Annotated in this window: 18 protein-coding genes; 8 read left to right on the top strand and 10 right to left on the bottom strand. The window is 67.1% G+C overall.

Annotated features, from left to right (window positions below; genetic code table 11):
- Positions 1 to 59: 59 nt before the first annotated feature.
- Positions 60 to 2,306, bottom strand: coding sequence for a DNA topoisomerase IV subunit A (gene parC / locus ACZL02_RS03735; RefSeq protein ID WP_472938831.1), 2,247 nt, complete (start codon positions 2,304 to 2,306; stop codon positions 60 to 62).
- Positions 2,307 to 2,626: 320 nt separating this feature from the next.
- On the opposite strand from parC, the gene ACZL02_RS03730 reads away from it, so the two are divergent.
- Positions 2,627 to 3,817 carry an aq_1923 C-terminal domain gene (locus ACZL02_RS03730; RefSeq protein WP_472938830.1) on the top strand — a complete coding sequence of 397 codons (1,191 nt, stop codon included), beginning with the start codon at positions 2,627 to 2,629 and terminating at the stop codon, positions 3,815 to 3,817.
- Positions 3,818 to 3,908: 91 nt separating this feature from the next.
- Here ACZL02_RS03730 and ACZL02_RS03725 read toward each other — a convergent pair whose 3' ends face one another.
- Positions 3,909 to 5,393 carry a sensor domain-containing diguanylate cyclase gene (locus tag ACZL02_RS03725; protein ID WP_472938829.1) on the bottom strand — a complete coding sequence of 495 codons (1,485 nt, stop codon included), beginning with the start codon at positions 5,391 to 5,393 and terminating at the stop codon, positions 3,909 to 3,911.
- Positions 5,394 to 5,593: 200 nt separating this feature from the next.
- Positions 5,594 to 7,378 carry an aspartate--tRNA ligase gene (aspS, locus tag ACZL02_RS03720; protein WP_472938828.1) on the bottom strand — a complete coding sequence of 595 codons (1,785 nt, stop codon included), beginning with the start codon at positions 7,376 to 7,378 and terminating at the stop codon, positions 5,594 to 5,596.
- Between the two features lie 195 nt (positions 7,379 to 7,573).
- Here aspS and rnd point away from each other — a divergent pair, with 195 nt between their 5' ends.
- Positions 7,574 to 8,728 (top strand): ribonuclease D, encoded by a 1,155-nt coding sequence (gene rnd, locus ACZL02_RS03715; protein WP_472938827.1) that lies wholly within the window; start codon positions 7,574 to 7,576, stop codon positions 8,726 to 8,728.
- Positions 8,729 to 8,993: 265 nt separating this feature from the next.
- Here the strand turns inward: rnd and ACZL02_RS03710 are convergent, their stop codons facing one another.
- From ACZL02_RS03710 to ACZL02_RS03690, 5 genes are all read right to left on the bottom strand, one after another.
- Positions 8,994 to 9,236, bottom strand: coding sequence for a hypothetical protein (locus tag ACZL02_RS03710; protein WP_472938826.1), 243 nt, complete (start codon positions 9,234 to 9,236; stop codon positions 8,994 to 8,996).
- 16 nt (positions 9,237 to 9,252) lie between these two features.
- Positions 9,253 to 10,770: a Ppx/GppA family phosphatase gene (locus ACZL02_RS03705; protein WP_472938825.1), complete on the bottom strand. Its 1,518-nt coding sequence runs from the start codon at positions 10,768 to 10,770 to the stop codon at positions 9,253 to 9,255.
- Positions 10,763 to 12,934: an RNA degradosome polyphosphate kinase gene (locus ACZL02_RS03700; protein ID WP_472939103.1), complete on the bottom strand. Its 2,172-nt coding sequence runs from the start codon at positions 12,932 to 12,934 to the stop codon at positions 10,763 to 10,765. Before ACZL02_RS03700 ends, ACZL02_RS03705 begins: the two co-directional genes overlap by 8 nt.
- 393 nt (positions 12,935 to 13,327) lie before the next feature.
- A complete protein-coding gene (locus ACZL02_RS03695; RefSeq protein ID WP_472938824.1) occupies positions 13,328 to 14,074 on the bottom strand; it encodes a P-loop NTPase family protein in 747 nt (248 codons plus the stop codon).
- A 163-nt stretch (positions 14,075 to 14,237) separates the two neighbouring features.
- A complete protein-coding gene (locus tag ACZL02_RS03690) occupies positions 14,238 to 15,407 on the bottom strand; it encodes an AI-2E family transporter (RefSeq protein ID WP_472938823.1) in 1,170 nt (389 codons plus the stop codon).
- A gap of 225 nt (positions 15,408 to 15,632) precedes the next feature.
- On the opposite strand from ACZL02_RS03690, the gene purM reads away from it, so the two are divergent.
- From purM to ACZL02_RS03675, 3 genes are read left to right on the top strand one after another with little or no spacing between them, the layout of a single operon-like run.
- Entirely contained in the window at positions 15,633 to 16,700 is a 1,068-nt protein-coding gene (purM, locus tag ACZL02_RS03685; RefSeq protein WP_472938822.1) for a phosphoribosylformylglycinamidine cyclo-ligase, read from the top strand.
- 25 nt (positions 16,701 to 16,725) lie between these two features.
- Positions 16,726 to 17,343, top strand: coding sequence for a phosphoribosylglycinamide formyltransferase (gene purN, locus ACZL02_RS03680; protein ID WP_472938821.1), 618 nt, complete (start codon positions 16,726 to 16,728; stop codon positions 17,341 to 17,343).
- A gap of 59 nt (positions 17,344 to 17,402) precedes the next feature.
- A complete protein-coding gene (locus ACZL02_RS03675; protein WP_472938820.1) occupies positions 17,403 to 19,103 on the top strand; it encodes a sensor domain-containing diguanylate cyclase in 1,701 nt (566 codons plus the stop codon).
- Between the two features lie 234 nt (positions 19,104 to 19,337).
- Here ACZL02_RS03675 and ACZL02_RS03670 read toward each other — a convergent pair whose 3' ends face one another.
- Together ACZL02_RS03670 and ACZL02_RS03665 are read right to left on the bottom strand one after the other, a co-directional pair.
- Complete coding sequence (locus ACZL02_RS03670) at positions 19,338 to 21,437, bottom strand: molybdopterin-containing oxidoreductase family protein (protein WP_472939102.1); 2,100 nt, start codon at positions 21,435 to 21,437, stop codon at positions 19,338 to 19,340.
- Between the two features lie 113 nt (positions 21,438 to 21,550).
- Positions 21,551 to 22,663, bottom strand: a complete 1,113-nt coding sequence (locus ACZL02_RS03665) for an alkene reductase (protein WP_472938819.1) — start codon at positions 22,661 to 22,663, stop codon at positions 21,551 to 21,553.
- 137 nt (positions 22,664 to 22,800) lie between these two features.
- On the opposite strand from ACZL02_RS03665, the gene ACZL02_RS03660 reads away from it, so the two are divergent.
- The 3 genes from ACZL02_RS03660 (at position 22,801) to ACZL02_RS03650 (ending at position 24,819) form a co-directional block, all read left to right on the top strand.
- Positions 22,801 to 23,637 carry a 23S rRNA (adenine(2030)-N(6))-methyltransferase RlmJ gene (locus ACZL02_RS03660; RefSeq protein ID WP_472938818.1) on the top strand — a complete coding sequence of 279 codons (837 nt, stop codon included), beginning with the start codon at positions 22,801 to 22,803 and terminating at the stop codon, positions 23,635 to 23,637.
- A 50-nt stretch (positions 23,638 to 23,687) separates the two neighbouring features.
- The gene (locus tag ACZL02_RS03655; protein WP_472938817.1) at positions 23,688 to 24,143 is read left to right on the top strand and encodes a hypothetical protein; all 456 of its coding nucleotides are present in this window, start codon (positions 23,688 to 23,690) and stop codon (positions 24,141 to 24,143) included.
- 79 nt (positions 24,144 to 24,222) lie between these two features.
- Positions 24,223 to 24,819 carry a glutathione S-transferase family protein gene (locus tag ACZL02_RS03650; RefSeq protein ID WP_472938816.1) on the top strand — a complete coding sequence of 199 codons (597 nt, stop codon included), beginning with the start codon at positions 24,223 to 24,225 and terminating at the stop codon, positions 24,817 to 24,819.
- Positions 24,820 to 25,220 lie beyond the last annotated feature (401 nt).

Here is a 25,220-nt window from a genome sequence, read left to right as displayed (position 1 = left end):
CCCATTGCCTCCGTGTCACGACCCGCTGCACAGAGGCGCAGGCGCCGCGGCCGTCGCGCCTATCCGAACTTGTTGCTCTTCGGGAAACCGTTCGGCACCAGCCGGCCCGCCAGCGCCCGGTCCGTCCGCCATTCGAACAGCTCCTCCGCCGTGCGGGTGAAGCTGCGGCCGCCGGCGCCTTGCCAGGCGAGGCCGTCGGCAAGGGTGAAGACGCGGAGGTCTGAGAGGCCGCCCTCCTTGTAGCGCTGCAGGCGGACGCCCTTGCCGCGGACCATGGCGGGCACCTGGACCAGCGGGAAGACGATCATCTTGCGGTTCTCGCCGACGACCGCGACCGTATCGCCTTCGGCCGGCGGTGCCATGACGAGGGTCGCCGTGTCCGTGAGGTTCAAAAGCTGCTTGCCCTTGCGGGTCGAGGACAGCATGTCGCCTTCCGCCACCACGAAGCCGTAGCCGTCGGACGAGACCATCAGCCGGTTGCGGTTGGCGACCGAGACGAAGCCGAGCGCGATGTCGGCGGCATCCTCCAACTCGAAGGCGAGGCGGATCGGCTCGCCTTGCCCGCGCCCGCCCGCCAGCTTGTCGGCGCCGATCGTGTAGGCGCGTCCGTCGGTCGACAGGAACACGATCTTGTCCGTCGTCTGCGCGGGGAAGCCGAGCTTCAGCCCGTCGCCTTCCTTGAAGGTCAGCGTCGACAAGTCGGTGACGTGCCCCTTCAGGCTGCGCAAGAAGCCCTTCTTCGAGAGGACGACGGTGACCGGCTCGCGCTCGATGAAGGCGACGTTGAGATCGTCGAGATTGTGCACCGGCGCATCGGCGAAGGTGGTGCGGCGCTTGCCGAGCTTGGTGCGCTTGGAGAAGGTCTTGCCGACCTCGCGCACTTCCCCGGCGATCGCCGACCACTGCTGCTCGGGCGAGGCGAGCAGGGCTTCCTTCGCCGCCTTCTCCTCGGCCAGCGTGTCGTATTCCCGCTTCAGCTCGAATTCCTCGAGCTTGCGCAGCGAGCGCAGGCGCATGTTGAGGATCGCCTCGGCCTGGACCTCGGTCAGCGTGAACGTCTGGATCAGCACCGGCTTCGGCTCGTCCTCGGTCCGGATGATGCGGATGACCTCGTCGAGGTTGAGGAAGGCGATGAGGTAGCCGGAGAGGATCTCCAGCCGCCGCTCGATCTGGTCGAGCCGGAAGCGGGCACGGCGCAGCAGCACCTCGCGCTGGTGCGCCAGCCATTCGACCAGCACGTCGCGGAGGCTCATCACCCGCGGGATCTTGCCGCCCGAGAGGACGTTCATGTTGAGCGGAATGCGGGCCTCGAGATCGGTGAGGCGGAACAGCGATTCCATCAAGAGCTCGGGCGGCACGCCGCGGCTCTTCGGCTCGATCACCACCCGCACGTCTTCCGCCGACTCGTCGCGGATGTCGCCGAGCAGCGGCAGCTTCTTGGCCATCAGCAGGTCGGCGATCTTCTCGATCAGCCGCGACTTCTGCACCTGGTAGGGGATCTCGGTGACGACGATGACGTAGCCGCCCCTCCCCTGATCTTCCTTCTCCCAGCGGGCGCGCACGCGAAACGAGCCGCGGCCGGTGGCATAAGCCTCGCGGATCGAGGCTCGGCTGTCGACGATGATGCCGCCGGTCGGGAAGTCCGGACCCTCGACGAAGCGCATGAGGTCGTCGATGTCAGCATCGGGCTTGTCGATCAGCCGAAGCGCGGCCTCGCAGAGTTCGGCGGCGTTGTGCGGCGGGATCGAGGTCGCCATGCCGACGGCGATGCCGGCCGAGCCGTTGGCGAGGAGGTTCGGGAAGGCCCCCGGCAGCACGATCGGCTCCTGGTCCTCCTCGTTGTAGGTCGGGCGGAAGTCGACGGCATTCTCGTCGATGCCGCGCAGCAGCAGCATGGCGACGTCGGTCATCCGCGCTTCGGTGTAGCGCATGGCCGCCGCGCTATCGCCGTCGATGTTGCCGAAATTGCCCTGGCCGTCGATCAGCGGGTAGCGGATCGCGAAATCCTGGCTGAGCCGCACCAGTGCGTCGTAGATCGAGGCATCGCCGTGCGGGTGGAACTTGCCCATCACGTCGCCGACGATGCGCGCCGACTTCTTGTACCCCTGGCCGGGATCGAGACGGAGTACGCGCATGGCGTGGACGATGCGGCGGTGTACCGGCTTCAGCCCGTCGCGCACATCCGGCAGCGCGCGGCCCATGATCGTCGACAGCGCATAGGCAAGGTACCGCTCCTCGAGAGCGACCTTCAGGTCGACCGGTTCGATATCGCCGCCGCCCACTGGCGGATCCGCTGCCTTGCCCATGCCATCGCCTTTAGAGCAGCAGCCTGACAAGAACAAGAACGGAACAGCGGATATCCACCGTCGGTTGCCGCCGATCCGGTTCGAAAGAATTAGCCATGCAAACGGATCACGGCTTGACCGTTCGTAGGCCGTCCGGTGAAGCAGCAGTTCCGGAGTTCGACAACCCACGATGGCCGCAGTGGCCGCGATGGCCGGGAAGGCGATTTCGCCCTACAACCTTGCCGCCTGCCGGCAGACAGCCATTTCCCGTGCCAATGCCGCCACTCCGACACGATCGGCGCCCAAAAGCCCTTCCAACCCAACCGATGTAGAGGTTCTCCATGATCGCCACCCATTCCAAGCGGCTCATCGCCAGCCTCGCGCTGGTGCTCGCGGGCTCGACCAGCGTCCTCGCCGCCGACGCGCAGGCGTTCGCCGACCGGCTGCAGGCGATCGCCGCCAAGACCGGCGCTCCCGTCAACTTCGCCGGCGCCGAGTCGGTCGGCGACAACGTGGTGCTGAAGGGCGTGACACTCGGCGCCGGCGCGGATGCCGCCAATGTCGGCGACATCACCTTCGAGAGCGTCACCGGCTCGTCCGCCGAGGGCTGGACCGTCGCGCGCGTGCCGTTCGCCGACTTCAAGAAGGCCGAGGGCAGCAAGGAAGCATCGATCACCGGCATGGTCGTCGAGGGCTTGCAGCTCGCCGGCAGCGAGGGCGTTTCGAAACTGCCGGGGGAAGCGCAGTACTATTTCGACAGCGCGTCGATCCAGTCGGTCAAGGTCACCGAGGGCGGCAACAACCTATTCTCGCTGAGCGGCACCGACATCACCAATTCGGTGACCGCGGGCAGCGGCGAGATCGCCTCGTCGTTCACCCTCGGCGACTTCATGATCGATTTCGCCGGGATGCCGGCTGACGACACGACCCGCGCGATGCAGGCGATCGGTTATTCGCAGCTCAGCGGCAACGGCTCGAGCGACAGTTCCTGGGATCCGAAGACCGGCGAGCTGAGCCTCGATCCGCTCGAGCTGACCGTCGAGAATGCCGGCAAGCTGTCCTTCGCCTTCCAGCTGAACGGCTACACTTCGGCCTTCTCGAAGTCGCTGCAGCAGATCCAGGAGCAGATGGCGGCAGATCCCGCGGGCGCGCAGAACTCCGGCATGGCGATCATCGGCCTCGTCTCGCAGCTCAGCATCGCCTCGATGCAGCTCGATTTCACCGACGATTCGCTGACCAACAAGCTCCTGGACTACTACGCCAAGCAGAACGGGCAGACCAAGGAGCAGCTGATCGACGGGATCAGCGGGATGATGCCGGCCGTGCTCGCTTCGCTTCAGAACCCGGAATTCCAGAACGAGGTGACGACCGCCGTCACCACCTTCCTCAAGGACCCGAAGTCGCTGACGATCTCGGTCGATCCGGATGCACCGGTCGCCGCCACGCAGATCATGGGCGCCGCCATGGGCGCGCCGCAGACGCTGCCGACCGTGCTGTCGCTCGGCGTCGTCGCCAACGGCGTCGACGAGTAACCGTCCGACGCAAACCTGAAATGAAGAAGGCCGCCGCGGTGATCCGCGGCGGCCTTCTTCATTCTAGTGGGTCCGGCGCGGCGGCCGGTTGTCAGGGGACGAGACCGACGCCCGGAACTCGCTGCGCGTCCCCGCTCCGACGGTCGCTCGCCTCGGTAGAATAGAACTCGCGCTTCTGCCGGTACATCTCGAGATCGGCCCGCTTGACCGCCTCCTCCAGCCGCTCGCCGGCCTTGGCGGTCGCCGCGCCAATGGCGAAGGAGAGCGTACTGCCGGCGTAGAACTGGTTGTTGACGGCGACGAGGTTCCCGATGTTCTCGATCATCGTCTGCCCGTCGTTCTCGTCGCAGCCGGGCATCAGGATGGCGAACTCGTCGCCGCCGATGCGGCAGGCATGCTGCGGCTTCTTCACCAGTTCGTTCAGCACCTCGCCGGCGCGGCGCAACATGGCGTCGCCGGCGGCATGCCCGAGCTCGTCGTTCACCGTCTTCAGCCCGTTCATGTCGGCAATGAGGACGGTGACCGGATAAGGCCCGATGCGTTCGAGACGGTTCATCTCGTCGACGAAGAAGGAGCGGTTGAAGAGCTTGGTCAGCACCTCGTGCTTGCCGAGATATTCGAGATAGGCCTCGGCTTTCTTGCGCGCGGTAATGTCGGTCAGCGCGATCTGCACCTGCGACCAGTCGCGCTCACGCCCCGGCAGCACCGAGAACTGCATGTGGAGGCATAGCTCCTCGCCGTCCAGCGAGTAGTTCACCACCTCGCGCTGCTGGAACAGCTTGCCTTGCCAGAGGTCGACCAGCTGTTCCTTAAAGTGTTGCGTCATCGCGTCGCGAAACACCTCGCCGAGGCGCTTGTAGAGCGTCGCCTTGTCGGGCGCGCGAAACAGCTCGAGCGTGTGGCGGTTGACGTCGATGACGCGGATTTCGCTGAGGCAGCGGGTGATGAATTCCGGGTGCACGTCGACGAAGGTGCGGAAGTCGCTCACACCCTGGTCGCGGACGCCCTCGATCAGGCTCTTCACCGAGGAGAAGTCCTCGACCCAGAGCGACACCGGCGAGTGGTCGAACAGGCCGCGCGCGTAATTCTTGCTGAGGTCGGCGAGACGGCGCGCCTCCTCCCGCTCGGTGACATCCTCGGTGGCGATGAGGATGCGGCGCCAGTCGTCCTCGTGGCCGGACAGGATCTGGCCTTTCAGCTGGATGTCGAGGCGGCGTCCCGCGAGGGTATAGTTGACGGCCCGGCTGATGAACTCGGTCTCGCCGTTCCAGAGCTGCTGGAGCTCCTGGATGTGAACCTCCGGATGCTCGTCGGCAAACACCCGTGCCAGGTTCTCCACGAGGTGCGGCAGGTCGCGCGCGCCGAACAGCTGAAGCGTGCGCCGGTTCACCGTGACGACCTCGATCAGCCCCATGCAGCGCCGGACGCGGTCGAGATCCTCGCCGAGGAAGGCCGCGAGATCCTCGACGCCCTCCTGGCGCCAGGTGTCGAACAGCGCGCGGACCTTGGAAAAGTCCTCCAGCCACAGCGGCACCGGCGTCATCTCCATGAAGCTGAGGTCGGGTGCTGCGGGCACCCCCTTTCCTTCATCCTGCCGGAATGCCGTCATGCCCCTGTCCATCACCCGCTGTTATCGCCGTTGTGCGCCGCAGCAAGACGCACTGAACAACTATCATCCTTATTATTAAGGAAGCAGCCACACCTTTTTGCGTTCGCTGGACATCTCTCCTCCTGGCGACGTTGACGCCGACTCTCTCCCGCCGGAGCGGGCGTCGCCTACTTCGCCGGTGCCGTCACGCGCAGGCCGAGCTCGCGCATCTGGGTGGGCGAGGCCTCGTTCGGCGCGTTCATCAGAAGGTCGTAAGCCTGCTGGTTCATCGGGAACATGGTGATTTCCCGGAGGTTCTTGACGCCGCAGAGCAGCATGACGATGCGGTCGACGCCGGCCGCCATGCCGCCATGCGGCGGGGCACCGTACTGGAAGGCGCGGTAGAGGCCGCCGAAGCGCTCCTCGACCTCGGCACGGCTGTAGCCGGCGATCTCGAACGCCTTGACCATGGTCTCGGTCTGCTGGTTGCGGATGCCGCCCGACGCGATCTCGAAGCCGTTGCATACGATGTCGTACTGGAAGGCTTTCAGGCTCAACGGCTCCTGCGTCTCCAGCGCCTCCATGCCGCCCTGAGGCATCGAGAACGGGTTGTGCGCGAAGTCGACCTTCTTGTTGTCCTCGTCCCATTCGTAGAATGGGAAGTCGATGATCCAGGCGAGCTTGTACTGGTCGCGGTCGACAAGGTTCAGCTCTTCGCCGACCTGCGTGCGCGCCGCGCCCGCAAAGCTTGCAAAGGTCTTCGGCTTGCCGGCGACGAAGAAGCAGGCGTCGCCCGCGGCAAGGCCGAGCTGGGTACGCAGCGCCTCGGTGCGCTCCTCGCCGATGTTCTTGGCGAGCGGGCCGGCGCCGTTGATCTTGCCCTCTTCCTCGCGCCAGAAGATATAGCCGAGGCCCGGCTGGCCCTGGCCTTGCGCCCAGGAGTTCATCCGGTCGCAGAAGGCACGGGAGCCGCCGGTCTTGGCCGGGATCGCCCAGATCTCGACCTCGGGATCGGCGGCGATCATGCCGGCGAAGACCTTGAAGCCGGAGCCGGCGAAATGCTCGGTGACCGCCGACATCTCGATCGGGTTGCGTAGGTCCGGCTTGTCGGAGCCGTACTTGCGGATGGCCTCGGCATAGGGGATGCGCTCGAAGGTCTGCGTCACCGGCTTGCCGTCGGCGAAATCCTCGAACACGCCGCGGATCACCGGCTCCATGGTCTGGAAGATGTCCTCCTGCTCGACGAAGCTCATCTCGACGTCGAGCTGGTAGAACTCGCCCGGCAGACGGTCGGCGCGCGGGTCCTCGTCGCGGAAGCAAGGCGCGATCTGGAAGTAGCGGTCGAAGCCCGACATCATGATCAGCTGCTTGTACTGCTGCGGCGCCTGCGGCAGCGCGTAGAACTTGCCCTGATGGATGCGGCTCGGCACCAGGAAATCGCGCGCGCCCTCGGGCGAGGAGGCGGTGAGGATCGGCGTCGAGAACTCGGTGAAGGCCTGCTCCGTCATCCGCCGGCGCATCGCCGCGATGATCTGGGTGCGGCGCATGATGTTCTTGTGCAGCGTCTCGCGGCGGAGGTCGAGGAAGCGGTACTTCAGGCGCACATCTTCCGGGTAATCCTGGTCGCCGAACACCGGCAGCGGCAGTTCCTTCGAGGTCGACAGCACCTCGATGTCCTCGGCGAACAGCTCGACCTGGCCCGTCGGGAGCTTGGCGTTGGTGGTCTCCGGGCTGCGCGCCTTGACCGTGCCGGTCACCCGCACAACCCATTCGGCGCGGATCGTTTCGGCAACGGCGAAGGCCGGCGAATCGGGATCGACGACGATCTGGGTCAGGCCGTAATGGTCGCGCAGATCGATGAACAGCAGGCCGCCATGGTCGCGGACGCGGTGAGCCCAGCCGGAAAGCCGGACCGTCTGGCCGACATTCTCCTCGCGGAGGGCGGCGCAGGTGTGGCTGCGGTAGCGGTGCATGGCGTGTTCTTCCTGGCTTTTGCCGAACGGGGGCGCCATTGCGCCGCCGCTGGCGGACCCGATCGGGGCTTATCCTGATTTCGGCGGAAAAGCGCACGGCACCCCCGCGCTGTCAAGATTCGCGCGGCCGGCATGCAGCGGGATGGCCGCGCGGAATCGGTTCGCCTTTGCCCGGACTTCGGCTATGCAAGGATCATGGAGCCTATTACCACGACCGAGGGCCTTGCTGAGGCCTGCCGCATCCTTGCCGAAGCCCCCTTCGTCACCGTCGACACCGAGTTCATCCGGGAGACGACGTTCTGGCCGGAGCTCTGCCTGATCCAGATGGCGTCCGACACGCTGGCCGTGATCGTCGACCCGCTGGCGCCCGGCATCGATCTCGCGCCGTTCTTCGAGCTGATGCGGGACGAGCGCGTCATCAAGGTGTTCCACGCCGCCCGGCAGGATCTCGAAATCGTCTACAAGCTCGGCGGCCTGCTGCCGAAGCCGCTGTTCGACACCCAGATCGCGGCGATGGTGTGCGGCTTCGGCGAATCGATCGCCTACGACCAGCTGGTGGCGCGCACCAGCGATGGTCGGATCGACAAGACCTCCCGCTTCACCGACTGGCGCCGCCGGCCGCTGTCCGAGCAGCAGCTGCACTATGCGCTCGCCGACGTCACCTATCTCCGCGACGTCTACAAGGTGCTCGTCGCCCGCATCATCGCCGAGGGCCGCGAGCGCTGGGCCGACGAGGAGATGGCGGTGCTGTCGAACCCCGAGACCTACGACCTCCACCCGGACGATGCCTGGCGCCGCCTGAAGCTGCGGGTCCGCAAGCCGATCGAGCTCGCGGTTCTGAAGGAGGTCGCCGCCTGGCGCGAGCGCGAGGCGCGCAGCCGCGACCAGCCGCGCGGCCGCATCCTGAAGGACGACACGATCTTCGAGATCGCCCAGCAGCAGCCGCGCGACGAGCAGACGCTCGCCCGCCTGCGCACCATTCCCAAGGGTTTCGAGCGCTCGTCGAACGGCAAGGAGATCCTCGCCGCGATCGAGCGGGCGATGGCGATCCCGAAAGCCGACCTGCCGCCGCTGCCGAAGATGCCGAACCTGCCGGAAGGCACGGCCGCCGCGGTCGAGTTCCTGAAGGTGCTGCTGAAGATCGTCGTCGAGCAGGAGGGCGTCGCCGGCAAGATGATCGCCTCGGGCGACGACCTCGAGCACCTGGCAGCCAAGGGCGCCGACGCCGACATCCCCGCCATGTCCGGCTGGCGCCGCAAGATCTTCGGCGATCGCGCGCTGGAACTGCTCGACGGCAAGGCGGCGCTCTGCTTCCGCGACCGCAAGGTGGCGGTGGTGGCGCTGAAGTAGGATTGCGATCGCCGACGTAGCATGGGTGGTGGCATCGCTGGACGGAGTTTAGCTGTGCGGTTCGCCGTTGCGGCAGCTGCCCCCCCTCCAGTCGTCATCCTCGCCCGCAGGGCGGGGACCCATGCCAAGGCGTTGGCGCTGGCACTCCGGTACCGAAGCAAACACGGTACAACACACGGCATGGGTCCCCGCGCTATGCGCGAGGATGACGATGGGCGGGCGGAGCAGCACGCTTAGCAACCGCCGCCGCTAAACCACCAGGCGCTTACTCCCGCCAGCTCACCCCGTCGCCCGCCCGGCACCCCTTCGGCGCCGTCGTCTGCGGAAACCGCAGCCGCAGCTGCGCGCACCCCCAGACGTTCATCGGCCCCGGCATCAGCTCGCTCAACATCGTTCCGGTATCGTCGTGCGGGTTCGCGCCGCGCGTGACGTACCAGTACCATTGCGCGGTCATGAAAACCGCGACGCCGATCCCCACACCTACGGCGAGCGACAGGAATTTCAGCACGTCGCCCTCCCCCTAACTAGCGCAGGACGTCGAGCCGCAGCGTGCGCTCGACGACCTTGGCGAAGTGGTCGAGGCGCGCCTCGGGACGCTCGCCGGTGAGGCCGGCAAGGTCTTCCGGCAGCATCAGCGCGAAGCCGCCGCGCGGATCCTGGGTCCAGTTCAGCCGCGGCAGAAGGCCGGGCATCGAGGCGGTGAGCAGGTAGGTGACGCGGAACAGCGCGGCGAGGACGCGGGCGCGCTGCAGCAGCCGTGGCGTCAGGAGGTTCTCGATCTCCTGCATGCCCGGCGGGCCGAAATTGCCCTCGTGCCGGTAGTAGTTGGTAAGGCCGAGGAAGGCGCGGCCCTGGTGGTCGATCGCCGGGAACGCCGCGTGGGCGATGATCGACAGGCTCTGCTTGCCGCGATAGTCGGGATGCGCCCGCCAGCCGATGTCGGCAAGAAGGCACGCCGCCTCGCGCAGGCGCTCTTCCTGCGGAGTCTCGTCGATGCCGAGCGTCTCGAAGCTGCGACGGCTCCAGTCGACCAGTTCCACGGAATGGCGCGGCGAGCGCGAGCGCAGTATCGCCAGCTCCAGCGCCGCCTCGATCAGCGGATCCTTGGAGCGCTCGGCATCCGGCAGCAGCGAGTGCAGGAAACCCTCGCGCACGCCCAGCGCCGACAGGATGATGCTCGACGGCTTCACGTACTTGATGACGCTCTGCAGGGTCACCGCGCCGAAGGCCAGCAGCGCGCGACGGCTGCGCGAGACGGCGGCGATGCCCGGCAGCGCCTCCGGATCGCCCTTGGCGACGGCCTCGAGGAAGCCGGTCCAGTCGGCGCTCGGGATCTCGTAACCGTGCATGACGTGCAGCGGGTAGCGGGCCTGCTCCATGTGGAGTTTCGCAAGGTTGCGCCAGGTCCCGCCGACGGCGAAGAACGGGCGGCCCTCGCCGGCCCCGGCCAGCGCCGAGTTGCCGACCTCCTTGTCGGCGATGCGGCGGGCCTTGGCGATGTCGTTGCCCGAGAGGTCCTGCAGGCGAAGGCCACCGAGCGGCAGCGTCAGGCCCTTGCCGATCGCGCCATTGGCGACGTCGACAAGCTCGAGGCTGCCGCCGCCGAGATCACCGGCAATGCCATCCGGCGCGTGGAACCCGGCGATGACGCCCTCGGCGGCGAAATGCGCCTCGTCGGCACCCGAGAGGATGCGGATCGGGCAGCCGATCGCCGCTTCCGCCGCGGCGATGAAGTCCGGCCCGTTGGTCGCCTCGCGCGCGGCGGCGGTGGCGATCGGATAGAGCGCGGTAACGCCCGCCTGTGCCGCCAGCGCGCGGAAGCGCGACAGCGCCGAGAGGGCGCTTGCGACCGACTTCTCGTCCAGCCGCTTGCTCTGCGCCAGGCCCTTGCCGAGCCCCGACAAGACCTTTTCATTGAACAGCACCGTCAGCGAACGGGTGTTGCCCTCGTAGATCACGAGCCGCACGGAGTTCGAGCCGATGTCGACCACGCCCACGGGCTCACGCCCTGCAAGCCGGCCCTGGACGGGGGTATCAGTCAAATCGGGAATGTTCCGCACGCTGTCTGGCAATCAATCTCGGGGCGTCCGACTTCAAGGCCTTGCCGCGCCCGGAAAGGCTCGGATTGGTCATGAAGTAACGCTGGGTGTTGAAGGGCTGCTCGCCATCGGCGACGGCGATGCGGCGGGAGGTTCCATCGGACAGGACCGACCAGCTCTGCTGGTTGTCGAGGATGTTGCCCAGCATGATCTGCGACAGGATCTGGCTGTGCACCGTTGGATTGGTGATCGGCACCATGGTCTCGACCCGGCGGTCAAGGTTGCGCGGCATCATGTCGGCCGAGCCCATATAGACGAGCGCCTGTTCTGACGGCAAGCCGTAGCCGTTGCCGAAGCAGAAGATGCGGCTGTGCTCGAGGAAGCGGCCGACGATCGACTTGACGCGGATGTTGTCGGAAAGGCCGGGCACGCGGGGCCGCAGGCAGCATATGCCGCGCACGATGAGGTCGATCTCGACGCCGGCCTGGCTCGCCCGGTAGAGCGCGTCGATGATCTTGGCATCGACCAGCGAGTTCATCTTCATCCAGATCTGGCCGGTCCGCCCCGCCTTCACATGCGCGACCTCGGCGGCGATGCCGTCGAGGATGCGCTTGCGCATGTTCAGCGGCGAGACCGCGAGCTTGTGCAGGTCCTGCGGCTCGGCATAGCCGGTGATGTAGTTGAACACGAGGAGGACGTCGTGCGCGATGTCGGCGTCCGTCGTGAAGTAGGAGAGGTCGGTGTAGATCTTCGCCGTGATCGGGTGGTAGTTGCCGGTGCCGATGTGGACGAAGTTGACAAGCTTGCCCTCCTCACGGCGTACGACGAGCGAGAGCTTCGCGTGCGTTTTCTTCTCGATGAAGCCGAAGACGACCTGCACGCCGGCGCGTTCGAGATCGCGCGCCCATTTGATGTTCGCCTCCTCGTCGAAACGCGCCTTCAGCTCGACCAGCGCCGTCACCGACTTGCCGGATTCGGCCGCATCGATCAGCGCCCGGACGATCGGGCTGTCGTTCGAGGTGCGGTATAGCGTCTGCTTGATGGCGATGACGTTCGGGTCGAGCGCCGCCTGGCGGAGGAACTGCGCCACCACGTCGAACGACTCGTAGGGGTGGTGGACGATGATGTCCTTCTCGCGAATGGCCGCGAAGCAGTCGCCATTGTGCTCGCGGATGCGCTCGGGAAAGCGCGGGATATACGGCGTGAACTTCAGGTCCTCGCGCGGGCAGCGGACGATCTGCGACACAGAATCCAGCGCCAGCATGCCGTCCATCACCGAGACGCGGTTGTCCGGCACCTCCAGCTGGTTGGCGACGAAGGCCCGCAGGTCCTCCGGCATGATGCTGTCGAACTCGATACGGATCACCTGGCCGCGGCGGCGACGCTTCAGGGCGGACTCGAACAGCCGCACCAGGTCCTCCGCCTCCTCCTCGACCTCGATGTCGCTATCGCGGATCAGCCGGAAGGTGCCGGCGCCGCGCACGCGGTAGCCGGGGAACAGCCGGCCGATGAACAGCGCGACGACGCTTTCCAGCGGCACGAAGCGCAGGCCGAGCTCGGACGGCGGCAGTTCGACGAAGCGCGGCAGCGCCACCGGCAGGCGCAGGAGCGCGTTCATCCGCTGCGAGTCGCGCTCGCGCACCAGCGCCAACGCGATCGAGAAGCCGAGATTCGGGATGAAGGGGAACGGGTGCGCCGGGTCGATCGACAGCGGCGTCAGCACCGGGAAGATGGAGTCGGCGAAGTGCTGCTCCAGCCAGGCGCGGTCGTCCTTCTTCAGATCTCCGGCGCCGACGATCATGATCTTCTCGGCGCGCAGTTCCTTGACGAGATCGGCCAGCGACGCCTGCTGCTCCTCCTGCAGCCGGCCGACCTCCAGCAGGATATGGTCGAGCTGCTCCTGCGGGGTCAGGCCGTCATCGCTGCGCAGCGTGATCTTCTCGCGCACCTGCGCGGCAATCGCGGCGACGCGAACCATGAAGAACTCGTCGAGATTGCCGGCCGAGATCGACAGGAAGCGCACGCGCTCCAGCAGCGGATGGGCGGTATTCTGCGACTCGTCGAGCACCCGCCGGTTGAACTGCAACCAAGAGATCTCGCGGTTGATGAAGCGGTCGGCCGGCAGCGCCTCGTCCTGCGCCGAGACGATGGTCTCGATCAGCGGCAGCGCATCGGCGGAATTGGCTTCCAGCCGCTCGGCGATCCGCGCGACCGAGTTCGGCTTGGCGCGCGGCCGCTCAGCTGCCGCCTTCTCCGGCTCCGGCACGGTCACGGCGGCCAGCACCTCGATCGGGCTCGGGGTCTCGGCCGCGTCGTCCTCCTGGCGGATCTCGGCGGAGGCAGCCCGGGCCGGCGCGGCCGGCTTCTCGGCCTTCGGCGCCTTCGGCACGGCGGCAATGCGCTTGGCGGTGGCGACCACCTTGGCCTTGGCGCGCGCGGAGGCCCGCGGCTTGCCGGCGAGCGCTGGCTTCACCGCTGCCGGTTTCACGGCGGGCGTCGCGGCCCTCGGGCGACGGATGCGGGGCCGCGGGACAGGGGGCGTCACAAGATCGTCCAAGACTCAGTCCTCCATTCGCGGAATGTCGCGGGGCAGCGCAACGGCATCGTGCCCCCCCTCGCCCGCCCGGTCCAACGGCGTCTCGGCGAGGGAGGGCCGGCCTGCGGCGAACTCCGCGCGGTCGAGCACACGCTGCACCAAGGCCCGCGAGATCTTCTCGCGCGACGCCAGCGCCTCGCGGTCGATCGCGGCCACCAGCCGGCTTGCCGCCTCCAGCGAACGCTCCATCCGCAGCACCAGGAATTGCACCAGCCGCGGATCGACGGCGATCTGCCGGTCGGAGAACAGCTTGGTCAGGACGCCCGACAGGAGCGCCTCGTCGGGCGTGCCGGTCATCACGGTGGTGGCGGCCCGCAGGCGCGAGCGGAGATCTGCAAGCTGCAGGTCCATCGCCGGCGCCAGCGTTCGAGCTGTCGCCAGCACCGTGCCGCCGCCGAGGCGGGCGGCATTGACCGCCTTGAAGATCTCGATCTCCGGCAGCGCGCCGCTGTCGATATCGTCGATCACCACGGCGAAGCGGTGCGACAGTTCCGTCGGCAACGGGACAGCGCCGGTCATCTCCTGCCAGGCGGCGGCAAGATGCGACTTGCCCGAGCCGGGCGGGCCGACGACCAGCAGCACCGGGTGATGCCAGTTCGGCCAGCTGTCGATCGCGGCGACCGCCAGCCGGTTGGCGTCGGTGACGATGAGATCGTCCCGGGCCAGCGAGGCGCGGTGCGGCAGATCGAAGGGGAGCTGGGCGGGGTTCACGCTGGGGTCGATCCTCGGGACACGCGGCGGGCTCGCTGCGAAGGCTTGGCTAACACGGCCCTTTGTCACAAAAAAGCGCATCCCGTGCGCTCATTCAGGGGCAGCATCCCAAGGCTAACCGTCGGCGCCCCCACCGCCAAGCGGAGATCCCACGATTTGCCCGCTATTCCTTCGGCACCGGACGGAAACCCGATTCCAGCATCTCCTGCATCGGCTTTCCCTCGACCGTCTCGATCCGGGTGCCGGGCTGGCCGATGGTGCGGCCGTAATAGAGCTCGCTCTGCAGGTACTTGGTGATCGCGAAGCGGACGAGGACGCCGATGGCCGCCGCTGCGGGAACCGCGATCAGCAAGCCGACGAAGCCGAAAAGCGCGCCGAAGGCGAACAGCGCGAACATCAGCCAGACCGGGTGCAGCCCGACCGAGGCGCCGACGAGCTTCGGCTGCAGGATGTTGCCCTCGATGAACTGGCCGGTCATGAACACCGCGACCGTCGCGGCGATCCAGCCATAGTCCGGCCAGAACTGGACCAGCGCCACGCCGACCGCGAGCACTAGACCGAGGGTGGAGCCGACATAGGGGATGAACGAGATCATGCCGGCGAACAGGCCGATCAGCAGCCCGAAATTCAGCCCAATCAGCGACAGGCCGATGGCGTAGTAGCTGCCGAGGATGAGGCAGAGGCTCCCTTGCCCTCGGATGAAGCCCGCCACCGCGCGGTCGATCTCGCGGGCGAGGCGCCTGACGGTGTCGACGTGCTGGCGCGGGGTCCAAGCATCGATCTTCCCGATCATCCGGTCCCAGTCGAGCAGCAGGTAGAAGGCGACCACCGGCGTCACCACGAAGATCGAGATGAAGTTCACCACCGCGAGGCTCGACGTCCACAGCGAGCCGGCGAGCGTCGTCAGGAACGCCGAGCCCTGGGCTACCAGCTTGGCGAAATCGTCACGCATCGACTGCTCGTCGCCGGCGAACATCCAGGCGAGCGGTCCGCTCCGGGCCTGCGCGGCGAGCGACTGCAGCTTGTCGAGATATTCCGGCAGGCGCTGCAGGAAGGATCCGATCTGCCCGCCGACGACCGGCACCACAATCAGGATCACCGCGGTGAAGACGACGACGAAGAGCACGAGAATGACGACGCTCGCCATCATCCGCGACAGGCCGCGCCGCTCCAGCCAGTCGGCGACCGGATCGAGGAAATAGGCAATGGACATGCCGAAGACGAACGGCAGGAGGATGCTGGAAAACACCACCAGCAAGGCGATGGCGAAAAGAAAGGCCAGGCCCCAGAACATTAGCTGACGTCGCAGCAGCCGTCCCCGATCCGTTGTCATCTCAGGCGACTCCGCTGCTATTCTTCAGTTACAGGCCTGTCGCACGCTGCGGCAGCAAGGGAGATAGTCAGCCAAACACCTTGCGGTCAAGGGTTCCGCGCGCCGCGCCCGGTGACGGCCCGGCACAACCCGACGGCACCCGGACATCCGCCAAATGGCGGGGCTCCCTCTTGCCCGCTTGGGGCGATCCGTGTCAGTTCGCGGGCTTCCAGGGGAATGACGGCGATGAGCGAAAAGACCAACAACCTGACCTACCGCGATGCCGGCGTCGACATCGATGCGGGCAATGAGCTGGTGCAGCGGATCAAGCCGCACGTGCGCTCAACCCGCCGGCCCGGTGCCGACGGCGAGATCGGCGGCTTCGGCGGCCTGTTCGACCTCAAGGCCGCGGGCTTCACCGACCCGGTGCTGGTGGCGGCGAACGACGGCGTCGGCACCAAGCTGAAGATCGCCATCGACACCGGCATCCACGACACCATCGGCATCGACCTCGTCGCGATGTGCGTCAACGATCTCGTGGTGCAAGGCGCCGAGCCGCTGTTCTTCCTCGACTACTTCGCCACCGGCAAGCTCGACCCGGCGCAAGGCGAGGCCATCGTCAAGGGCATCGCCGAGGGCTGCCGCCAGGCCGGCTGCGCGCTGATCGGCGGCGAGACCGCCGAAATGCCCGGCCTCTACGCCGAGAAGGACTACGACCTCGCGGGCTTCGCCGTCGGCGCTGCCGAGCGCGGCCAGCTGCTGCCGAGCGCCGAACTGGCCGTCGGCGACATGATCCTCGGCCTCGCCTCGTCGGGCGTCCATTCCAACGGCTATTCGCTGGTGCGGCGGATCGTCGAGCTGTCGGGCGCCGCCTACAATGCCCCCGCTCCGTTCGATACCGAGAAGGCGAGCCTTGCCGAGGCGCTGATTGCCCCGACCCGGATCTACGTGAAGCCGCTGCTCGCCGCGATCCGCCAGTCCGGCGGCATCAAGGCGCTCGCCCACATCACCGGCGGCGGCTTCGTCGAGAACATCCCGCGCGTCTTGCCGGAGCACCTGGCCGCCGACATCGACCTCTTCGCCATCGACACGCCGCCGGTGTTCCGCTGGCTCGCCAAGGCCGGCGGCGTCGAAGCGCATGAGATGCTGCGGACCTTCAACTGCGGCATCGGCATGATCGTCGTCGTCTCGGAGGCGGAAGCGGCGACGGTGTCGGCGATCCTGCAGAGCGAGGGCGAAGAGGTGGTGCCGCTCGGCCGCATCCTCTCCCGCGATGACGCCGCCGTCACCTTCAACGGCGACCTCGCGCTGTGATCCAGGCGCGCGCTGTGACGCCGACATGAGTCATCCCCGCAAGCGCGTCGTCGTGCTCCTGTCCGGGCGTGGCTCCAACATGGTCGCCCTTCTCGCGGCGACGAAGGCGGCCGACTACCCGGGCGAGATCGTCGCCGTCTTCTCCGACCGCGGTGACGCCGGCGGTCTCGAGACGGCGCGCGCCGCGGGCATCCATGCCGAGGCAGTGCCGCGCAAGGGGCATCCCGACAAGGCTTCGCACGAGGCCGCAATGATAGCGGCGATCGAGGCGGCACGTCCGGACGTGATCTGCCTCGCCGGCTACATGCGGCTGCTTTCGGCCGGGTTCGTCGACCGCTTCGCCGGCCGGATGATCAATATCCACCCCTCTTTGCTGCCGCTGTTTCCCGGACTCGAGACCCACCGCCGGGCGATCGAGGCAGGCGTCAAGCTGCATGGCTGCACCGTCCACTTCGTCACCTTCGTCATGGATGGCGGCCCGATCATCGCCCAGACCGCCGTGCCGGTGGAGCCATCAGACACGCCGGAGACGCTCGCCGCACGGGTGCTGGTCGCCGAGCACGCGCTGTATCCGCAAGCGCTCGCGATGGTCCTCGATGGCAGAGTTGTGATGGTGGATGATAAGGCTGTATTAACTTCTTAGCCGACAAGGGTGCCCTTTACGTATCGTCAGCCTTGTCTGGAACGATCGGAACCCTGAACATGCAATGGCGCATTGCGCTCGGACGCCTGCGAGACCGCCTCAGCATTCGCGAGCAATCGGCAGCGCTGACTGTATTGCTGGCGCTGGCGACCGTCGCGATCATGACGCTGGCGACCGCCAACGTGGTGCGCCGGCATGCGGTGGATACAGCCAATGCCGATCTCCGCCAGCTCTCGCAGACCATGGCGCGGCAACTCGACCGGCAGATGTTCGAGCGCTATCGCGAGATCACCAACCTCGCCAACCTCGCCCCCCTCACCGCAGCCTGGACCGACGATGCCGGCGCGATCGGCCGCTTCCTCGACGAGACGCAGGCGACGCTGCCGAACTACGCCTGGATCGGCTATGCCACCGCCGACGGGACCGTCCGGGCCGCCACCCAGCGGATGCTGGAGGGCGTCTCGGTGGCCGAGCGGCCTTGGTTCAAGGCCGGCCTCTCCGGTCCCATCACCCAGGATGTCCATCAGGCCAAGCTGCTGGAGAAGCTCCTTCCGGCGGCAACGGACGGCGAGCCCTTCCGGTTTGTCGACGTCGCCGCGCCCGTGCGAAACGCCAGCGGCGGGGTCGGCGGTGTCCTCGGCGCGCATCTCAGCTGGACATGGGCGCGCGACATGCGCGACACGCTCCTGTCTGACATCGATCCGGCTCTCAAGACCGAGCTGTGGCTTACCTCGGCGGACGGCACCATTCTCCTCGGCCCACACCTCGTCAAACCGGCCCTGACGCCGCAGCAGATCGCCGACACCGCCGAAGGCGCGACGATCGGCTCGGTCGAGCCCTCGCCGGAGGGAGACGATCTCGTCGCCATCGTCGGCACACGCGGCCTTCGCTCCTATGACGGGCTTGGCTGGCGCGTCGTCGCACGGCGCCCGGTCACCGCGGCGCTGACGCATGCCAACGGCACGATCCTCATCATCTTCGTCATCGGCATCATCGCGGCCCTTGCCAGCTCGCTGGCCGCCGCCACGATCGCCGGACGGGTGACCCGCCCGCTGTCGCTTCTGGCCGACAATGCCGACAGGATCGGCCGCGATCCGAACATCGGCCTGATCCACCGGCAGTCAGGGTCGCTGGACATCGTCCGCCTGACCAACTCCTTGCGCTCGCTGGTGCGCCGGATCGATTTCGCCGAGGCGCATCTCAGCGCCGCCAAGCTGGAGGCCGATCGGTCGGAAGAGGCGATCGCCGAGCTGCGAACGCTGGCCAATACCGATCCGATGACCAGCCTCCTCAACCGCCGCGGCTTTCGGGAGTTCTCGACGAAGGCCGGCGTTTTCGGCGGACGCGAACGGAGCCAACTCGGCGTGCTGATGATCGACATCGATCATTTCAAGCGGATCAACGACCTCTACGGCCATGCCGCCGGCGATACGGTCATCGTCGAGATCGCCCAGCTGCTCGCCGGCTCGCTGCGCGCCAGCGACCGCATCGCGCGCTTCGGCGGCGAGGAGTTCGTCGTCTCGCTGCGCGATGTCGACGAGGCCGTCATCGGCACTTGGGCGGAGCGGATCCGCCGGCAGATCGAGGAGGCGGTGATTGTCTGGGAGGGCCAGTCGCTGAAGGTGACGGTCAGCATCGGCGCGACCGCGATGGCGCCGGACGATCGCGAGATCGAGGATGTCATCCACCGTGCCGACCTCGCGCTCTACGACGCCAAGTCGAACGGCCGCAACCGCGTCAGCTTCCAGTCGTCCCTGTGAGCTGCGGGAGCCAAGACGAGTTCGACCGTACTCGTTGATTTGCATTCCGCCGATTCCACGCAACGGCTCCGGCCCATCGGCTCAAACAAAGAATCATCAGGCTGAGAGATTGATTCAAATGCTTACCGAACCGGTCGGGAAACTTCCCATAAACATCTGATTAACCTTTGGATCTTGCCCCCGCATCGTCGCGCCGGAAATTGCCCGTTCCCAGCACATCCACCAAAAGGCCGGCTAGACCCGAACCCAGACCTGCGTGTCGTGGAAGGCTGCCCCGCCGGAGGGCGCGACCGGGTCGGAGCCGACCAGCGTGTTGATGCCCTCGCCGCCCTCGAAGTCCGAGTTTGCCCACAGCCCCTCGTGCACCAGCACGCCGGGCCTCACGGTATCGGAGACCGCGACCGGCAAGCGGATCTCGCCCCGGCGGTTGCCGATGGTGACCAGCGCATCGGTTTCGACGCCGAGGGTGGCGGCATCGTCCGGGTGCATCAGGAGTTCCGGCCGCCTTTCGCGCGAGCGCGAGCCGGCGGTCTCGGCAAAGCTGGAATTCAGGAACTGGCGTGCCGGCGAGGTCGCGAGCTTGAACGGATGGGCGTCGTCGCTCGCCTCTTCGAGGCCGGCATGGTCGGGCCATTCCGGCAGGCGGGCGACCGGACCTTGCGGGCCCATCGACGCCGGCGGCCGGTTCGGCGAGGAAGCGTTCGCCCAATCCGGCCGGAAATGGAACTTACGGTCCGGCCAACCGAAGCCGTTGAGGTAGTGCGCTTCCTCGAAGGCCGGCTGCGCGTCGAGCCAGCGGCCGGCCTCGAGATCCTCGAGCGTCCCGCGCCCGCTGCGCTGCAGCAGGTCCTCGATCAGCTCGCGCTCGGTCAGGCCGAACCCCAGACGATCGCCGACGCCGAGGCGCTTGCCGAGCTCCTCGACGACGAAGTGGTTGCTGCGCACCGTCACCGGCGGCTCGACCAGCTTCGGGCCGAGCAGGATGTGGCTCTGCCCGCCGGCGCGGTAGATGTCGTCGTGCTCGAGGAACATCGTCGCGGGGATCACGAGGTCGGCCAGCTTTGCCGTGTCGGTCATGAACTGCTCGTGCACGCAGACGAACAGGTCCTCGCGCCGGAAGCCCTCGATCACCAGCCGCTGCTCCGGCGCGACGTTGGCGGGGTTGGTGTTCTGGACGATCATCGCCGTCACCGGCGGACCGCCTTGCAACGCGCCGGGATCGCCGACGAGGATCTTGCCGATGCGCGACTGGTCGAGCGAGCGGACGGACGGATCCTTCATCGCCGAGCCCATGATGAGGCTTTTGTCGAACTGGAAGATATCCGAGTTGGTGTGGAACGCGCCGCCGCCGCGGTGCTGCCAGTGGCCGAACACCGCCGGCACCGACAGCGCCGCGTGCATGGCCGGTGCGCCGTTGCGCTGGCGGGTGAAACCGTAGCCGAGCCTGAAGAAGGTGCGCGGCGTCCGGCCGATCAGCGCGCCGAAGGCCTCGATCTCGGCGACGGAAAGCCCGGTGATCCCTGCTGCCCATTCCGGCGTCCGAGTGGCGAGATGCGCCTCTAGCCCGGCCGGATCGTCGGTGTATTCGGCCATATAGGCGCGGTCGGCGGTGCCGTCGCGAAAGCCGATGTGCATCAGCGCCGCGGCCAGCGCGCCGTCGCTGCCCGGCCGCAGCTTCAGCGCCATGTCGGCCTGCTTCATGGTCGCATTGTCGTAGATGTCGATGACGACGATCGCCGCCTTGCGCTCCTTGCGGGCGCGGATGGCGTGGGTCATCACGTTGACCTGCGTCGCCACCGCATTGGTGCCCCAGATCACCACGCAGTCGGCCTCGGCCATCTCGCGCGGGTCGACGCCGGCGAGCTTGCCCGTGCCGGCATGCCAGCCGCTCCAGGCCATGTTGGTGCAGATCGAATCGAACTGGTTGGAGTAGCGCTTGGCGTGGCGCAGTCGGTGGATGCCGTCGCGCTGCACCTGGCCCATGGTGCCGGCGTAGTAGTACGGCCAGACGCTCTCGGCGCCATGCCGGGCCTCGGCCTTGACGAAGGCTTCCGCCACCTGGTCGAGCGCAGCGTCCCAGGAGATCTCGCGCCAGCCGCCCTCGCCCTTCGCCCCGGTGCGCTGCAGCGGCTTCAGCAGGCGGTCGGGATGGTTGATCCGCTCGCCATACCGCGCGACCTTCGCGCAGATGACGCCGGCCGTGTAGCTATTGCCGGTGGCGCCACGGACGCGGCCGATGCTGTTGCCGATCAGCTCGACGTCGAGCGCGCAGGTCGACGGACAGTCATGCGGGCAGGCGCTGTGGCCGGTGCGAAGGGGGGTCAGGTCGTTCATGCCGGCAGTATAGGCGCGGTTCCGGCGCGCCGTCATGCGAATTGGCGACCGTTGCCCCAGCAAAAAGGGCCGAAGCTTTCGCTCCGGCCCTTCTCGATGTAGCCGTCGGCCGATCAGCCCGCTGCGGCGTAGCGGCTGATCTCCTCGGGGGTTAGCGCGGGATAGTCGGTGTAGCCCTTCTCGTCGCCGCCGTAGAAGGTCGCCTGGTCCCAGGGCAGCAGCGGCGCGCCGAGCTGCATGCGGACCGGCAGATCCGGATTGGAGATGAACAGCTTGCCGTAGCAGACGAGATCCACCTTGCCCTCGTCGACACGCTCGACGCCGAGCTCGGCATCGTAGTTGTTGTTGCCCATGTAGGTGCCGTGGAAGCGCTGGCGCAGGGCGTCGTAGTCGAACTTGTCCTTGTCGCGGTCGCCGCCGGTCTGGCCCTCGATGACGTGGAGATAGACCGGATGGCGCTTGTCGATCTCTTCGACATAGGCGTTGAACACGGCCTGCTGGTTGCTCTCGAACGAGCCGCCCATCACCGTCACCGGCGAGATGCGGACGCCCACATGCTCGGCATCCCAGGCGCCGATCACCGCATCCAGAACCTCGAGCGGGAAACGCATGCGGTTCTCGATCGAGCCGCCGTACTGGTCGGTCCGGAGGTTGGTGCCGTCGCGCAGGAACTGGTCGAGCAGGTAGCCATTGGCCGAATGCAGCTCGACGCCGTCGAAGCCGGCAGCCTTGGAGTTCTTCGTCGCCTTGACGTAGTCCTCGATCACCCGCGGCAGCTCGCTCTCCTCGAGCGCCCGCGGCGTCTCGTGGTCCTTGAAGCCCTCGACGGTGAAGGCCTTGCCGTCCGGCTTGACGGCCGAAGGGGCCACCGGCGCGGCATGGCCGGGCTGAAGGTCGGGGTGCGAGATGCGGCCGACGTGCCAGAGCTGCAGGAAGATCTTGCCGCCGGCAGCGTGCACGGCATCGGTCACCTTTTTCCAGCCGGCGACCTGCGCATCGTTGAAGATGCCCGGCGTATAGGCATAGCCACGACCCTCGGGCGAGATGTTGGTAGCCTCGGAAATGATCAGGCCGGCGCCGGCGCGCTGGCGGTAGTACTCGACGTGACGGTCGAGCAGGTTGCCCTCCTCGTCGGAGCGGCTGCGCGTCAGCGGCGCCATCACCAGACGGTTGGCCAGATGGTTCGGGCCGAGGTCGAAGGCATCGAAGAGCTTAGATTTTGCCATGACGGGCAATTCCTTTCGGGGGGTAACACTGTGTATGTCGCATGTAATGCGCATACGCCGCGCTGCAACGTGGCCCTCGCTGCAGCGCGTTCAAGGGGTGTGAACGCTGCGTTGCCGCCGGCTTCAGGAGAACCCGCATGAATTACCGCCACGCCTTCCACGCCGGAAATTTTGCCGATGTCGTGAAGCATGCGCTGCTGGTTTCGATCGTCGAATACCTGAAGCGCAAGGACAAGAAATTCCGGGTCATCGACACCCATGCCGGCCGCGGCCGCTACGACCTGTCGAGCGAGGAGGCGCAGCGCACCGGCGAGCATCGGGAGGGTATCGCGCGGCTGCTCGCCTCGCCCGCGGCCGAGGCGCCCGAGCTCCAGGCCTATCTCGACATCGTGCGGGCGGACGGCGCCGGCTCCTATCCCGGCTCGCCGCTGATCGCCCGCCGCCTGATGCGGCGCCAGGACCGGCTCTCGGCCTATGAGCTGCACCCGTTCGAGGCCGAGGCGCTGAAGGAGGTGTTCGCCGGCGATGTCCAGACCAAGGTGATCGCCCTCGATGCCTGGCTGGCGCTCGGGGCTCACCTGCCGCCGAAGGAGAAGCGCGGACTGGTGCTGATCGACCCGCCCTTCGAGAAGACCAGCGAGATCGACGACATCGTCGCCGGGGTCACCACTGCCTACAAGCGCTGGCCGGGCGGCATCTACGCCATCTGGTACCCGATCAAGCGGAAAGCCGAGCGCGCCCGGCTGCATGCGGGCCTCAAGGCCAGCGGCATTCCCGACATCGTCGCCGCCGACTTCTTTCGCGAGCCGTTCACGCCGACCGAAACCCTCGTCGGATCCGGCCTCGTGGTGATCAATCCGCCCTATACCTTCTCCGAGGAGGCGGCCCGCGTCATGGCAATTCTGAAACAGGTGCTCGGCAAAGAAGGCCGTGGCAGCTTCGAGATGGTTGCGATATCTTCAGAGCAATCCTAAACCGGTGGGATACCGAGCCAGCGGCGCCGACTCCGCGAAGGACCACAGCCATGCGTGACCGTCTTCTCAGCCTGTTGATGGGCGCAGCCCTTGCGACCACCGCTACCTTGCCTGCCTGGAGCGCCGACTATTACGGCCCCGCCCCGACGCAGCAGATCTACAGCGACGCCCTGGTCCCGACCTGCGACAACCCGAAAGTGCTGGCCGAGGTCGAGGACCAGTTCGAGCACGGCGCCGTCGAGATGCTGCAGACCGGCTATGTCATCGAGGAATTCAGCGACATGGCCGAGAAGGCCTACTTCCCGCTGAGCGAGGACCGGCCGATCGAGCGCCGCTACTGCCAGGGCGAAGCGATGATTTCCGACGGCCAGCGGCGGACGGTCTACTACACCGTCTCCCATCCGCTCGGTTACGCTTCGATCGGCTGGAAGGCCGAAGGCTGCGTGCTCGGCCTCGACAAGTGGCTGATCTACGGCGCCAACTGCCAGTCGCTCCGCCGTTTCTGACGAAAGCGCCCGCCGCGCGCGGGCTTCGACACGCACGCAGTTGTTCGAAAGCGCTGCGTCCAGACTGACGGGAGCCCGCATGCGGCTGTTCTATGCACCTGCCTCGCCCTTCGCCGCCAAGGTGCGGATGGCTGCTGCCCATTGCGGCATCGCGCTGACGCTGGTCCCGACCGATACGGGCGCCGAGCCCGCCGATCTCCTGGCGGTCAACCCGCTCGGCAAGATCCCGGCCCTCGTCGCCGAGGACGGCGCCCCGCTCTACGACAGCAGTGTCATCTGCGACTATTTCGACCGGCTCAGCGACCATCGCCTGGTGCCGCAGGACGGCCCGCAATGGCTGCTGGTCAAGCGGATCGCGGCGACCGCCGACGGTGTCGCCGACAGCGCGCTGCTCACCGTCTACGAGGCGCGCATGCGGCCGGAGGAGATGCGGCATCAGCCCTGGGTCGACCGCCAGCTCGGCAAGCTCTGGCGCGGCCTGGCCGTGCTGGAATCCAACATCGCCTCGCTCGGCAATGAACCAAACCTCGCCCATTTCGCCCTGGCGAGCCTCCTCGGCTACCTCGACCTGCGCTTCAAGGGCCAGTGGGAAGACAAGCACCCGCAACTCGTCGCCTGGATCGAGGCGTTTCCGGTGATTTTCCCGGAGTACGAGGCGCTGAAGCCGCAGGGTTGAGGGCGGGATCGACGTGAAACCAGCGTGGGCGACTCCGTCAGCTGCGCTGTGTCTCGGCTCATCCCCGCCGGGAGTACTCAGCCCCTAGCCGGGTTGAGTGCCGATGCTGAAGGTGAGCCCTCGTCCTCTGCCCATGCAGCAGCGACAACGGTGCGGCGTGGGTCCCCGCCCTGCGGGCGAGGATGACGACCGGTGTAGTGGGATTCCCGCCTCCGCTTCGCCGCCGAACCGCTCAGCGCTTTCCGTCAGAATGTTAATCTCCCGCCAGCCTTCCAGCTCGCTCGCCAACCTTCTAGCCCACTCGCCAGCCTTCCAGCCCGCTCGTCAGCCTGCCCGCCTTGCCAGCCCGCCAGCAACAAGCCGGCGCCTACCCAACCGGTCGTCATCCTCGCGCGCAGCGC

The sequence above is a fragment of the Mesocryomonas fontinalis genome (assembly GCF_055730125.2).
This window is presented reverse-complemented; position numbering and strand designations above follow the sequence as displayed.

Bases quoted from the DNA above. Each gene is read 5' to 3' on its own strand.
- parC (WP_472938831.1), bottom strand. From the start codon at position 2,306: ATGGGCAAGGCAGCGGATCCGCCAGTGGGCGGCGGCGATATCGAACCG.
- ACZL02_RS03730 (WP_472938830.1), top strand. From the start codon at position 2,627: ATGATCGCCACCCATTCCAAGCGGCTCATCGCCAGCCTCGCGCTGGTG.
- aspS (WP_472938828.1), bottom strand. From the start codon at position 7,378: ATGCACCGCTACCGCAGCCACACCTGCGCCGCCCTCCGCGAGGAGAAT.
- rnd (WP_472938827.1), top strand. From the start codon at position 7,574: ATGGAGCCTATTACCACGACCGAGGGCCTTGCTGAGGCCTGCCGCATC.
- ACZL02_RS03690 (WP_472938823.1), bottom strand. From the start codon at position 15,407: ATGACAACGGATCGGGGACGGCTGCTGCGACGTCAGCTAATGTTCTGG.
- purM (WP_472938822.1), top strand. From the start codon at position 15,633: ATGAGCGAAAAGACCAACAACCTGACCTACCGCGATGCCGGCGTCGAC.
- purN (WP_472938821.1), top strand. From the start codon at position 16,726: ATGAGTCATCCCCGCAAGCGCGTCGTCGTGCTCCTGTCCGGGCGTGGC.
- ACZL02_RS03675 (WP_472938820.1), top strand. From the start codon at position 17,403: ATGCAATGGCGCATTGCGCTCGGACGCCTGCGAGACCGCCTCAGCATT.
- ACZL02_RS03670 (WP_472939102.1), bottom strand. From the start codon at position 21,437: ATGAACGACCTGACCCCCCTTCGCACCGGCCACAGCGCCTGCCCGCAT.
- ACZL02_RS03665 (WP_472938819.1), bottom strand. From the start codon at position 22,663: ATGGCAAAATCTAAGCTCTTCGATGCCTTCGACCTCGGCCCGAACCAT.
- ACZL02_RS03660 (WP_472938818.1), top strand. From the start codon at position 22,801: ATGAATTACCGCCACGCCTTCCACGCCGGAAATTTTGCCGATGTCGTG.
- ACZL02_RS03655 (WP_472938817.1), top strand. From the start codon at position 23,688: ATGCGTGACCGTCTTCTCAGCCTGTTGATGGGCGCAGCCCTTGCGACC.
- ACZL02_RS03650 (WP_472938816.1), top strand. From the start codon at position 24,223: ATGCGGCTGTTCTATGCACCTGCCTCGCCCTTCGCCGCCAAGGTGCGG.